The following is a 12,499-nucleotide window of genomic DNA, read 5'->3' on the forward strand; positions in this document are numbered from 1 at the left end:
CCAGCTACATCAAATGTTCCAAAAAAATATAGAAGAGCTAATGCAAATTAGCCGCTATCGGTTGAAGGATTACATCAAAGGACAAAGAGCGATATCGCTTGCCCTATCTACCTTCTAGCTCGCTTGTCCCCCTCTCAGGAAGTAATACTAAATCCTTTGAGTATAGGCTACATATCAGGAGAGGCACTGACTTGAAAATAGAAGTTGAAATAACGCCAATTCGTCAATCAGAATATTTTCATGTTTAGCGGTGCCAAGTTTGGCATCAGGACTAACTCCTGACTCCTGAATACTGACAGCTTACTGCTATACTTAAGCGGTTAAATCGATTAACTTTTGTTTTAAAGTTTCCAATCCTAGGCGACGAATAGCCGAGATAAAAACAGCTTGGGGATATTTTTCCTTAGCTATTTCCAAATCCTCGCTTTTTACCTGATCCAACTTATTAAACACCATTAACATCGGACCGGTTTGAATCGGCATCTGGGAGAGGATTTTTAACACCGAGGCAATCTGACTTTCCCAAGCTGGATGGGAGAGATCCACTAGATGGAGTAATGCTTCTGCTTCCGTTACTTCCTCTAAAGTTGCCCGAAAAGCATCCACCAGCGAGGGGGGTAATTCGTGGATAAAACCCACCGTATCGGTTAGTAAAAGGGTGTGAGAGACTTGGGTGAGGGGATCGGTAATAGTTAAGCGTCGGGTGGTGGGATCGAGGGTAGCAAACAGTTGATCGGCGGTATAAACTTCGGCAGCGGTGAGCGCATTAATTAAAGTAGATTTTCCCGCATTGGTGTAACCGACGATCGCCACACTGGCTACATCTTGTTTTTGCCGTTGTTTGCGTAAACGGGAACGATGAGCTTGCAGTTGATCCACCTCATCCTGGAGACGGGATAAACGACGTTGAATAGTTCGGCGTTCTGTTTCTAATTTTGTCTCCCCCGGTCCACGAGTGCCAATTCCTCCCCCTAATCTCGACATGGCTAATCCGCGCCCCGTGAGACGGGGTAAAGTGTATTCTAATTGGGCTAATTCTACCTGTAGTTTACCCGCTTGCGATTGGGCCCGTTGGGCGAAAATGTCCAAGATCACCTCGGTGCGATCGACCACTCTCACCCCGATTTGGTTCTCTAGATTGCGAATTTGGGCGGGAGAAAGGTCGCGATTGAATACAACTAAATTAGCCCCCGAAGTTTGCACCTGTAGGGCGATTTCTGCCACTTTTCCCGAACCGATCACAGTTTGAGGATGGGGATGATCCCGTTTTTGTCGGGTGACTTGCAAAACTTTACCCCCGGCGGTATCAACTAAACGTTCTAATTCGCTTAAACCGTCCTCAAACTGGCGATCGCTCATATTGTCAGTCATTAAACCAACCAATAGCACCCGATCTTCGGCTGTATCAACGGTTATAGCGGTAAATTCTCGCTGAAACTCCGCCTCTAGTCCTTCCACTAACTCTAAAAAGTCCTGTTTGCTTAAATCCTCTAGATTTAAGGGCGGGGAGACAGACCAGTATATATTACTATTGACATTTGTTTGACTTTGTGGTATGAGATGCGCCAGATAGACCTGCTCCACATAACCGGTCGCCCCACCACCGCGACGGATCATGCCTGTGCCGGTTAGGGTTAAGATCACCAGTGCGTCTAATCTTTGCAGAGCCATGGCGGTTAAACTGGATTCTTTTGGCGGTTCCTGCTTGAGTTCCGTGGCGATGCAACGAATTCCGCAAAGACGCTCGGAACCGTAGCGGGGTAGTTCCAAGAGAGAAAATTGGGTTTGTCGGGGGGTTCCCACTCCCACACGAATTACCTGGCCGCGACGGTTGATATAGGTGCAGAGGGGTTGATGGATATCGGTACTGATGGCCGCCAGTCTTTGGGCGAATTCTGGGGTGGTGAGAGTATCGATAGGCAAGCGTTCATGGTACAGCCTTTGTAGCTGTTTCATCTGACTAGCTTTTAGTCCCTGGGTATTGCCGAAGATGGTATCGATAGGCTTTCCTCACAATTAGGATTTTATCTATTATTGTAGCGATTATGACCATCGCTGCCCTTTTATACTAAATCCAGTTATTAAAAACTGATTATCTATTCCTCCTATTGCCTGTTGCTTTTTGCCTGTTGCTTTTTGCCTATTGCCTATTGCCTATTGCCTATTGCCTATTGCCTATTGCCTATTGCCTATTGCCTATTGCCTATTGCCTATTGCCTATTGCCTTTTGCCTATCCTTATAAGTAGCCTATACTCAACGGATTTAGTATTATTTGTCCTCTAGAAGCCAGCCCTAATTAGGGTAAAATTGGGCAGTATCAATGGTTATTTTCCATATTATGCTCGCTTCTACTCAGGAACTCCTCGAAACCGCTCGCAAAAATATCTATGCGATCGGGGCTTTTAATGTTTATAACCTAGAAGGGGTCAAAGCAGTGATTAGTGCCGCCGAGGATTGCCGTAGTCCCGCTATGTTGCAAATTCACCCCAGTGCTTTGCGTTATGGCAGTTCCACCCTCGTCGCTCTCTGTTTAGAGGCCGCTCGCTCGGCCAAGGTTCCTATCTCGGTCCATCTTGACCATAGCACTAAAGCCAGCGACATCTACGAGGCTCTAGAAGCGGGGATGACCTCAATTATGGCCGATGGCTCTCATCTTCCCTACCAAGATAATCTCGCTTTTACCAAAGAAATGACTCGTTTAGCTCACGAATACGGGGCCGTAGTCGAGGCAGAAATCGGCCGAATTAGCGGCACTGAGGACGGGTTAACTATTGCCGAAAAAGAGGCTAAAATGACAGATACTGAGCAAGCAGTGCAATTTGTGCAGGCGACGGGAGTGGATTCTCTGGCCGTAACTATCGGTAATGTGCATGGCGAGTACAAAAGTCCGCCCCGTCTCGATTTCGATCGCCTGGCCCGGATTCGACAACTTCTGTCTATTCCCCTAGTTTTACACGGTGCTTCCGGTTTACCCCCAGAAATGATCGGGCGATCGATCCAGTTAGGAGTCTGCAAATTTAATGTTAATACGGAAGTGCGTCAAGCCTATATGCAGTCCCTGAAACGGGAAATTTGCGGGCCAGAGGATAAGGATTTATTAGAGATCGCAGGAGAGGCAATTTCCGCGATGAAATCGGTAATTATCGACAAATTAACCCTTTTTGGTGCTGTCAATAAGGCCCACCTCCACGAAACTCCCTACGCTCAAATGTTAGCGGGACTATCAGTTATCAGTAAACAGTAATCAGTTATCAGTAGATATCTGCAATTCACTGAAAAAATACGGGTTAATCAACCAGAAAGACTTTTAGTCTTGAGATAATATTAAGTAGGTAGGTATTAAAAACTTTCCCCTTATTAAGGGGGGATTAAGGGGGTATCGAACCTAAAATCCATTTTTAATTTAATTATAACCAGCTACTTAGCTGGAGGTCTAGCAAGCTGAAACCTCACATCTGGTAACTGATCACTGATCACTGAGATAAAATGCCAATGAAAAAATTAATTCTAGCCACGAGTAATCCGGGTAAATTGGCAGAGATAGGGGAATACTTAACCGATATCGACCTAGAATTGCAGTTAAAACCCGATTATTTAGAGATAGAGGAAACCGGGGCGACTTTTGCCGAAAATGCCTATTTAAAAGCCGCTCAAATTGCTCTAACATTGGGAGAATGGTCGATCGCCGATGATTCGGGATTGGAAGTAACCGGGTTAGGAAATGCCCCGGGGATTTACTCGGCCCGCTATGGTGAAAATGATCGAGAAAGAATCGATCGCCTAGTCAGAGAATTAGGGGATAATCAGGATCGTTCGGCCCGTTTTGTCTGTGTAATTGCGATCGCCCGTCCCGATGGTGAGATTGCCTTGAGCGCCACAGGAATCTGCACGGGAGAAATTCTCACCAGTCCTAGGGGTAAAGGTGGTTTTGGTTACGATCCGATTTTTTATGTCCCCGAATACGCTTTAACCTTTGCGGAAATGTCTCCCGAATTAAAAAGAAAAATTAGCCATCGAGGACGAGCTTTTCAGCAATTGCTGCCCCATCTCAAGACTCTCGCGGATACAAATTCATCAAGGCTCTGACTTGTTCAGCATGATAAGAGCTTCTTGTCAAGGGACTCGCAACAATTTGTAAAAATCCCAGGGACTCACCGTATTCGCGCCAAGCTTGGAACTGTTCGGGGGTGATAAATTCCTGTACACCGAGATGTTTTGGCGATGGTTGCAGATACTGCCCGATGGTGAGAATATCACAATCGACGGCCCGTAAATCGCCCATCACTTGCCGCACTTCCTCGTCGGTTTCCCCCAATCCCACCATAATGCCCGATTTTGTGTAGGTAGCGGGAACAATGGCGCGAGCGCGCTGCAATAATTCTAGAGAACGCTGGTAATCACCCTGGGGACGCACGCGACGATAGAGACGGGGAACAGTTTCGGTATTGTGGTTTAAAACTTCGGGTTTAGCGGCAAGAATCAAAGCTAAAGCCTGCCAATTGCCACAAAGATCGGGAATCAGCACTTCGATGGTGGTTTTTGGGGAAATGCGGCGAATTTCCTCGATACAACGGACAAATTGACTAGCGCCTCCATCGGCCAAATCATCGCGATTGACAGAAGTGATCACTACATGATTAAGATCAAGACGTTGCACGGCTGCCGCTAGTCGCTGGGGTTCCGTGGAGTCTAAAGGTTGCGGTTTTTTCTCAAAATCGATGTCACAGTAAGGACAGGCACGAGTGCAAGCAGGACCCATAATTAAAAAGGTAGCCGTCCCCGCGTGGAAACATTCGCCGATATTGGGACAGGAAGCCTCCTCACAAACGGTATTTAAGCCTAAATCGCGTAAAACTTCCTTAACACTGCCGACTCGTTGCCATTGCGGTGCTTTTACCCGTAACCACTCTGGTTTGACCGTCACGCCTGAACTACTCCGATAATTTTTGCCTATATCCCTAATATCCTAGCAAGTCTCGACCCAATCAAGGCCGAATATGCTATGATGATTTAGCTGAAAATTTTCGGGATGTAGCGCAGCTTGGTAGCGCACTTCGTTCGGGACGAAGGGGCCGCAGGTTCGAATCCTGTCATCCCGATTAAAGACAATCAAGGGGAGAGGCAAAAGTAGAATTGAGAGGGGTAATTGTCGGTCAGTTTGGCTTTTAATTTCTTCGAGTCAGGTGGAAAGTAATTCCCTTGAATCTCAGTTAACCGATGATATTTTAAGGAGTCAGATAATCCTTTGGCTATCGCCAACGCCACCGCTCTATTCTCAAATTCTCCTCGGGATAGTTGCCGGATTTTTTCTTGGGCTGTTTTCTTTTCCTGCTCGATTTTTTTCTCTAATTTTTTCCAGTCTGATTCTTGTCTAGCTTGACTTTCAACTAGCAACCATCTTTGGGCTATACCCCCGCCGCTTTTTTCTCCCGACTTCCTAATTCCTAATTCCTAATTCCCACTGATAACTCAGGAACTATGCAAACAATCTTTCAGCGCATAGGCTACCTGTTGTTGTTCCTCGAAGCTTAAATCGGGGAACATAGGTAAAGATAACACTTTTTCACTGGCCAATTCAGCCACGGGTAAATCGCCTTTTTTATAGCCTAAATACTGATAAACCGGCTGTAAATGCAGAGGAATCGGATAATAAACCATAGATAGGACATCTTTTTCCTGCAAAGCTGCCCGAATTTGGTCACGATTTTCCGTTAGGATTGTGTACTGATTCCAAACGTGCTTACCCCCGGCTAAAGCGGTGGGTAAAGTGATATTAGGCAAAGGTTGCAGTAATTCTCGATAACGTTGGGCAATCTCGATCCGTTGATTATTCCAAAAATCGAGATATTTTAGCTTAATTTGCAAAATAACCGCTTGAATGGCATCTAAGCGGCTATTCACCCCGATTACCTCATGAAGATAACGCACCTTGCTCCCATGTTCTTTAACCATGCGAATTTGTGCCGCTAACTCGGGGTTATTGGTGGTAATTGCGCCACCATCGCCACAACCGCCTAAATTTTTGGTAGGAAAGAAGCTAAAACAGCCAATATCGCCGATACTCCCCACTTTCTGCCCATGCCATTCTGCTCCCGTTGCCTGAGCGCAATCCTCGATTACAAATAAATTATGGGAACGAGCGAAATTTACCACCTCAGACATATTGACAGATTGCCCAAAAAGGTGTACTGGGATAATCGCCTTAGTTTGGGGAGTAAGCGCTTTTTCCAACAGTGCCACATCGAGGTTAAAAGTATTAATATCGATATCGACAAAAACAGGCACTGCCCCGACTAAATTAATCGCTTCGGCGGTGGCAATAAACGAAAAAGTGGAAGTAATTACTTCATCCCCCGCTTGAATACCGAGGGCGCGCAGTGCCAGATAAAGGGCATCGGTTCCCGAATTACAGGCGACACAATCGCTAACACCGTGATAGAGGGCAAATTGTCGTTCTAATTCGCTCACAGCTTCGCCACCAATATAGCGCCCAGAACGGAGGATTTCTAAAACGGCATGGTTAGCTTCTTCGCTGATGACTTGGTATTGACGGGATAAATCGACGGGGGGAATTTTACTCACGCGCTTTCACTCAAATTAGAGACTAATCGGGATTTGTTGGGGAAAAAAAGGAATAATTAGTCAAAAATAATTATAAACTTGCTATCTATAGATGAAGTATCCTTTTAATTTGTTTCTTTTATTTTTATGGATGGATTAGTAGAACTAAATCTGGTGGATTTGGGTTGGGCTTTGGGGATGATGGGTATTTGTTTACTCCTCTCCCGTTGGTCAAATTTAGCCCTAGAGGGACAATTATTATTAGCGACTGGTCGATCGATCCTGCAATTATTAGTGGTAGGCTACGTTATCGCCGTTATTTTTTCCTTGGATAATCCTCTAGCCGTGCTGGGGATTTTGGCAGTAATGATGACTATCGCGACTATTGTTGCTAAAAATCGCATTGATAGCCGAGATAAAGGCTTATTACCCCTAGTTTTCGGCTCTTTATTGATTAGTAGCTGTCTAACTTTAGGTTATGCGATCGCTTTAATCATTCAACCAGAACAATGGTACTCACCCCAATACTTAATTCCCTTGACGGGGATGGTGTTAGGGCAAGCGATGAATAGTGCCTCTTTAGCCGGGGAAAGATTAAGCAGTGCCATTAAAAGTCACCGTTTAGAAATCGAAACCCATCTTTGTTTGGGGGCAACCCCTCAACAGGCGATCGCAGCTTATCAAAAAGAAGCGATTCGAGCTAGTTTAATCCCTACCCTCAATCAGATGATGGTAGTGGGTTTAGTCAGTTTGCCCGGAATGTTCACCGGACAGGTATTGGCAGGAAGTGAACCTTTAAACGCCGCTTCCTACCAGATACTGATCCTGTTTATGATTGCCCTAGCTAACCTAATCACCGCTCAATTGGTGACAGAGGGAATCTATCGGCGCTTTTTCAGTGAGAATTTATCACTGCTCAGTTAACTGATTTAGCCTTTCCACTTGCTGGCGACGACTTCAGCGAGATCAACCACCCGTTGGGAGTAACCCCATTCGTTATCGTACCAAGCGATAACTTTCACCATATCGCCACCCATCACCATGGTGAGACTGGCATCGATGATCGAGGAGGCATCAACACCGCGATAATCAGAGGAAACGAGGGGTAAATCATTATATTCGAGAATTCCTTTCAAAGAATTTTCCGAAGCTTCTTTGAGGACTTCGTTTACCTGTTCCGCGATCGTACTTTTTTCCACTTGCGCCACTAAATCTACCACAGAAACGTTAGGAGTGGGTACACGCAGAGCGATCCCGTTAAGTTTCCCTTTCATGTCGGGGATAACTAAGGCTACAGCTTTAGCGGCGCCGGTGGAGGTGGGAACGATGTTAACGGCGGCGGCACGAGCGCGACGCAGATCCCGGTGACTAGCATCCAGAATCCGTTGATCACCAGTGTAACTGTGGGTGGTGGTCATCGTCCCTTTGATGATGCCGAAGTTTTCGTGAATCACTTTGACGACAGGAGCAAGACAGTTGGTGGTACAACTGGCATTGCTGATGACATTGTATTTATCGTGTTCGTATTCGTGAGCGTTGACACCAACCACATAGGTTCCCACACCCGAACCTTTACCCGGTGCGGTAATGAGGACTTTTTTAGCTCCTGCGACAATATGCTTAGAAGCGCCCTCTTCATCGACGAAAACACCGGTAGCTTCGATCACTAAATCTACACCCCATTCTGCCCAGGGCAGATTGAGGGGATTGCGATCGGAATAACATTTAATGGTTTTACCGTTAACAATTAAAGAATTATCATCGGCATCGATATTAGCGTTAAGTTTGCCTAACATCGAGTCATATTTGAGCAGGTGAGCGTTACTCCGGGGATCGGATGTATCATTGATCCCCACTACCTCCAAGCCACTATTAGTCCGTCCTAACCAACATCTTAGGAAATTACGTCCAATCCGTCCGAAACCATTGATCGCTACTCTAATCACTGCTGCTTGCCCTCTACGTTTTAGTGCAATACATAAAAAAATAATTAATGTTCCCAATCATACCTTAAAGGTTGAACTTTACGATCCTGATCGAAAATAATTTATTAGCTCACCAATCCTATCGGGTTTAAATGAGGACATTTGATTGATTAAAGCGATTTAAAGCCAAAATTAGCCTAAATAACCGCTAAAAGATTCTCATAACCCCATTCCCTCCTTAGCTGTTCGCCTTTTCGGCGATCGGATGTGATACTAAATCCAGTTATTAAAAACTGATTATTTATTCCCCCTTTTGCCTCTTGCCTCTTGCTTTTTGCCTATCCTGATATGTTACCTATACTTAACGGATTTAGTATGAGTTTCCAGTTCACTGATTACTGATCACTCAAAGGTCCCCGCTCCTCTTATCCTCAAAAAAAACTCGTTTACTTTTCTGTAAACGAGTTCACTTTCCATGATAAGATTAATAGTCCTGTGATTTATTTAGCAACTGCTACTGCTACCTTGACGGGCTGAGGCTGTAGGTCGCGCAAACTTGGGAAAAGGAAGTGGTTTTCCTCCACATATTGCGCTCCAAACAGTCCTTTTTCAGCCCAGAAATAGCGATCGGTTGTATGCTCGTTACGCTTAACAATCAATAAAGCTGGTGGGCTAATGCCTATAGCTTGAATATACTTACGCGCCGCAGTTACGGGTTTATCCTCGCCACTTTCAATACTATACTGGGGTACAAGTTCAAGTATCTTACGTCCTTCTTGACGACGGCGACTTTTACGTTTCCGTTTTCTGGCCAACCCAATTACCTCCTGTTTTGGCTAATCGTTGTAATGATAGTTACAAAAGCCGTAGCGATTATATCCCTTCTAGACCAAGAAATCAAGTGTCTCTCACAAAGCCAATTACAAACAAGTTTGACTAAAAGCTAGACTGGGACTATGTTTAAGTTTTTCTGACAAAAACACAGCCCCAAATCCCGATACAAAACTTATTATTCTTAAACTTTTTTTAATATATACCGCGATCCACCTCTAAAATAGTGACCAAACCCTTGTCCTAATTGCTTTTTACTGGCTGCACTCGATCCAAGAGAATCGCCCTTCTCTCCCGTGTAAACTGGGAAATAAAACTCGCAACCCTAGCTTTATCAAGGTTTTCTGATTTTTTACTTTTTACTTTCTTGGTATGCCCTTCTCCTTCCCCTCCCGGACTCCCCTGAGTAATGATTTTATTGCCCTCTGTCAGGCACAGATGGAACTTTTGCGGGAGCAAATGGAAGCGGACAGAAGTGCGGTTTATTTAACTGAACCTTTATCGAGTGATTTAATTCCAGTCGTTGTTTATCCGCCCTTTAATCCCCCTTCTCCCCAAAAAAAGCGGCTTTCCTTGCAACCAGGGCAACCGGCGGCCGACTTGTTAACTGCGGTTAAGTTAGAAGATTTATCCCACCTCTGGAGTAATCAGGAGACCGTCAGCGGTCATCGCTTGTTTTTACCCTTAATGTATGAAGAGGGCATGATCGGATTATTGGTGACAACCAGAGAAAAACGACCTTGGCAAAGTTGGGAATTAACCCGGATGGAAAAAATCACCCAAACCCTCGCTTTAGCCTGTGTACTTGATCGCCAATTGGGAGAAGAACGCTATTATCGACAATGGCAACGTCAGCGCCTCGATACCTTTCTCCATCAAATCCGCAATCCCCTTACCGCTTTAAAAACCTTTGGTAAACTTCTACTCAAAAGGCTTTTAGCCGAAGAAGGTAACGATCCCGCCATTACCGGTATATTGAGGGAAAGCGATCGAGTTCGGGACTTAATTGCCGAATTTGAGGCACAAATTCAGCAAGAAAGCGAAAATTACCCCACCGTCGATATTCCTCTCCTGCAAGCGCAATCTTCCCCCACCACCTTTCTCTTGCCTGCTGGCAGCAGCCAACTAACTCCGATCAATCTCCATGATATTCTCGATCCGCTGCTCCTTTCGGCCCAGGCCGTAGCCAAAGAGAGAAATCTCAGTCTAGAAACGATTCACGGGGAAGACATACCACTTATTCGCGCCAATATCCCCGGTTTGCGGGAAGTATTCAGCAATTTAATTGATAATGCTCTCAAATATACTCCTGCTGGCGGAAAAGTCACCGTCGAGGTAAAAAATGTTAAGAATAGTGTAGAAATTGTTTTTAAAGACACAGGTTATGGCATAGCGAGGAGTGATCAAGAAAGAATTTTTCAACGTCACTACCGGGGAGTGCAAGCAGGGGGAGATATACCTGGTACGGGATTGGGTTTAGCGATCGCCAAAGAATTAATTACCAGCATGGGGGGGACGATTGAATTTGTCAGTCCCAATCCCGATCCGACAAGTTCCCCCTACCCTGGCACGGTTTTTCGGGTTAGTATGCCAGTTATCGAAAATTTGGGTTAAAACCCCGTCGTTTTACGACGGCTTTTCTTGATCTTTAATAGAGCATCTGAGAACTTCCAGTGGCGCACCTCTCAGTTATCAGTTATCAGTTATCAGTTATCAGATGTGAGTTTTTAAGTGTGCAGTATTAAATAGAATTTTCCTACTGTCTTTTTACTGTTTACTGATCAATGACTATAGAGTGTCTTTCTTTTCGTATATGACTTGACATTATTGATAGACCTAGTTAAAATAGGGTACAGACAGACACATTTTAACTCAATGAAAGCAAGGTATCAATATCGCCTTTACCCAACCAACAAACAAAAGGGGCTTTTGTCTCAGTTGTTCGGGTGTGTGCGTGTTGTCTGGAACGATACCTTAGCTTACTGTCAAGAACTCGATCAACAAGGAGAGAAAAAGCCAAAATATACAAAGTTGTCTAGAAGACTAACTCAGATAAAAAAAACAGAAAAAAAACAGTGGTTGACTGAAGTTTCTTCTATTCCTTTACAACAGTTTTTGAGAGACTTAGAGACTGCTTACTCTAGCTTTTTTGTATCTTGTAAGGTAGAAAGGAAGGGAAAGAGAGTAAAACCTCCCAAGTTTAAAAAACGTAAATCTCAACAATCAGCAAGATTTACCGATAATAGTTTTACCGTTCATCAATACCACGTTACTTTGGCAAAAATCGGTGATTTAAAAGTCGTTTGGAGTCGTCCATTACCCTCTAAACCTTCTAGCGTTACCGTGATTAAAGATGCAGCGGATCGATACTTTCTTAGTTTCGTTGTCGAGATTCGTCCCGAAACTTTACCAAATAACGAGCAAACTGTAGGGATCGATCCAGGGATTGCTATCTTTGCGACTCTTTCAACAGGGGAAAAGATAAGCGCACCGAAACCGTTAAAGAAACGATTAAAACGACTAAGAAAGGCACAGAGAAACTTTTCTAGAAAACAAAAAGGAAGTAACCGACGGGAAAAAGCAAGAAAACGAGTAGCTAAAATCCACGCAAAGATTAAAGACACTCGCACTGATTTCTTGCATAAACTATCCCCTAGAGTTGTTCGTGAAAAACAAACGATAGTTTTAGAGGATTTAAACACATCAGGAATGGTTAAAAATCGGAAGTTATCCCGTGCCATATCAGACTTAGGATGGCGTTCTTTTCGAGATATGCTATCGGCAAAATCTGATAAATATGGGCGTGATTTTCTGACAATTTCCCGATGGGAGCCCACGTCTCAGCGATGTTCCTGTTGTGGGAATATTGGCGGGAAAAAGGCGTTAAATATCCGTGAGTGGGAATGTTTTTTCTGTGGGACTTTTCATGATAGGGATGTGAACGCCGCAATCAATATCAAGGTCGCCGGTGGACAATCGGAGACCTTAAAAAACGGACGGGTCGGACAGCATAAGACTTCTGTTAAAGAAGCAGCATCCTGTGAAGCGTTAACCGTTCGGCGGTTCGGCTGAGCTCACCGTCGAAGCCTGAGCTCACGGCCGAAGCCCCATTGACGCGACCATCCCAAAAAGGTGGCGTGGTGAGGAATCACCGTCCGTTTACGGCGGTGAGGATGTCAAA

At 44.8% G+C, this 12,499-nt stretch carries 10 protein-coding genes, 1 tRNA gene and 1 pseudogene; 6 read left to right on the forward strand and 6 right to left on the reverse strand.

The features are described 5' to 3' along the window. Positions 1 to 312 precede the first annotated feature (312 nt). Complete coding sequence (gene hflX / locus IM496_RS17230) at positions 313 to 1,956, reverse strand: GTPase HflX (RefSeq protein ID WP_194016473.1); 1,644 nt, start codon at positions 1,954 to 1,956, stop codon at positions 313 to 315. 365 nt (positions 1,957 to 2,321) lie between these two features. Between hflX and IM496_RS17235 the strand changes: the two genes are divergently transcribed. Both IM496_RS17235 and rdgB read left to right on the forward strand, forming a co-directional pair. Further along, on the forward strand, positions 2,322 to 3,245 hold the full coding sequence (locus IM496_RS17235) for a class II fructose-bisphosphate aldolase (RefSeq protein ID WP_287662693.1): 924 nt from the start codon (positions 2,322 to 2,324) through the stop codon (positions 3,243 to 3,245). A 248-nt stretch (positions 3,246 to 3,493) separates the two neighbouring features. Further along, a complete protein-coding gene (rdgB, locus tag IM496_RS17240; RefSeq protein ID WP_194016475.1) occupies positions 3,494 to 4,087 on the forward strand; it encodes an RdgB/HAM1 family non-canonical purine NTP pyrophosphatase in 594 nt (197 codons plus the stop codon). Here the strand turns inward: rdgB and lipA are convergent. Next, on the reverse strand, positions 4,050 to 4,955 hold the full coding sequence (gene lipA / locus IM496_RS17245; RefSeq protein ID WP_416209703.1) for a lipoyl synthase: 906 nt from the start codon (positions 4,953 to 4,955) through the stop codon (positions 4,050 to 4,052). The genes rdgB and lipA overlap by 38 nt on opposite strands. A gap of 71 nt (positions 4,956 to 5,026) precedes the next feature. Here lipA and IM496_RS17250 point away from each other — a divergent pair. Continuing rightward, positions 5,027 to 5,100, forward strand: a tRNA-Pro gene (locus IM496_RS17250). Between the two features lie 28 nt (positions 5,101 to 5,128). Here IM496_RS17250 and IM496_RS17255 read toward each other — a convergent pair. After that, a pseudogene (locus tag IM496_RS17255) lies at positions 5,129 to 5,416 on the reverse strand (IS1634 family transposase); the annotation flags it as partial. A 54-nt stretch (positions 5,417 to 5,470) separates the two neighbouring features. Beyond that, entirely contained in the window at positions 5,471 to 6,583 is a 1,113-nt protein-coding gene (locus IM496_RS17260) for a DegT/DnrJ/EryC1/StrS family aminotransferase (protein WP_104395270.1), read from the reverse strand. Between the two features lie 126 nt (positions 6,584 to 6,709). On the opposite strand from IM496_RS17260, the gene IM496_RS17265 reads away from it, so the two are divergent. Further along, complete coding sequence (locus tag IM496_RS17265; RefSeq protein ID WP_287662695.1) at positions 6,710 to 7,486, forward strand: ABC transporter permease; 777 nt, start codon at positions 6,710 to 6,712, stop codon at positions 7,484 to 7,486. 5 nt (positions 7,487 to 7,491) lie between these two features. On the opposite strand, the gene IM496_RS17270 is transcribed toward IM496_RS17265, so the two are convergent. Continuing rightward, positions 7,492 to 8,508: a type I glyceraldehyde-3-phosphate dehydrogenase gene (locus IM496_RS17270; RefSeq protein WP_002731954.1), complete on the reverse strand. Its 1,017-nt coding sequence runs from the start codon at positions 8,506 to 8,508 to the stop codon at positions 7,492 to 7,494. 479 nt (positions 8,509 to 8,987) lie between these two features. Next, positions 8,988 to 9,302, reverse strand: a complete 315-nt coding sequence (locus IM496_RS17275; protein ID WP_046661342.1) for a DUF3155 domain-containing protein — start codon at positions 9,300 to 9,302, stop codon at positions 8,988 to 8,990. 388 nt (positions 9,303 to 9,690) lie between these two features. Between IM496_RS17275 and IM496_RS17280 the strand changes: the two genes are divergently transcribed. Both IM496_RS17280 and IM496_RS17285 read left to right on the forward strand, forming a co-directional pair. Then, positions 9,691 to 10,932 carry a GAF domain-containing sensor histidine kinase gene (locus tag IM496_RS17280; RefSeq protein WP_287662697.1) on the forward strand — a complete coding sequence of 414 codons (1,242 nt, stop codon included), beginning with the start codon at positions 9,691 to 9,693 and terminating at the stop codon, positions 10,930 to 10,932. Between the two features lie 261 nt (positions 10,933 to 11,193). Continuing rightward, on the forward strand, positions 11,194 to 12,390 hold the full coding sequence (locus tag IM496_RS17285; RefSeq protein WP_287662699.1) for an RNA-guided endonuclease InsQ/TnpB family protein: 1,197 nt from the start codon (positions 11,194 to 11,196) through the stop codon (positions 12,388 to 12,390). Positions 12,391 to 12,499 lie beyond the last annotated feature (109 nt).

The sequence above is a fragment of the Microcystis sp. M049S2 genome (assembly GCF_020245625.1).
Taxonomy (GTDB): domain Bacteria; phylum Cyanobacteriota; class Cyanobacteriia; order Cyanobacteriales; family Microcystaceae; genus Microcystis; species Microcystis ichthyoblabe_A.

What these genes read in the sequence shown, in the direction of transcription:
- hflX (WP_194016473.1), bottom strand. Translation starts at nt 1,956, where the DNA reads ATGAAACAGCTACAAAGGCTGTACCATGAACGCTTGCCTATCGATACT.
- IM496_RS17235 (WP_287662693.1), top strand. Translation starts at nt 2,322, where the DNA reads ATGGTTATTTTCCATATTATGCTCGCTTCTACTCAGGAACTCCTCGAA.
- IM496_RS17285 (WP_287662699.1), top strand. Translation starts at nt 11,194, where the DNA reads ATGAAAGCAAGGTATCAATATCGCCTTTACCCAACCAACAAACAAAAG.
- rdgB (WP_194016475.1), top strand. Translation starts at nt 3,494, where the DNA reads ATGAAAAAATTAATTCTAGCCACGAGTAATCCGGGTAAATTGGCAGAG.
- IM496_RS17280 (WP_287662697.1), top strand. Translation starts at nt 9,691, where the DNA reads ATGCCCTTCTCCTTCCCCTCCCGGACTCCCCTGAGTAATGATTTTATT.
- IM496_RS17265 (WP_287662695.1), top strand. Translation starts at nt 6,710, where the DNA reads ATGGATGGATTAGTAGAACTAAATCTGGTGGATTTGGGTTGGGCTTTG.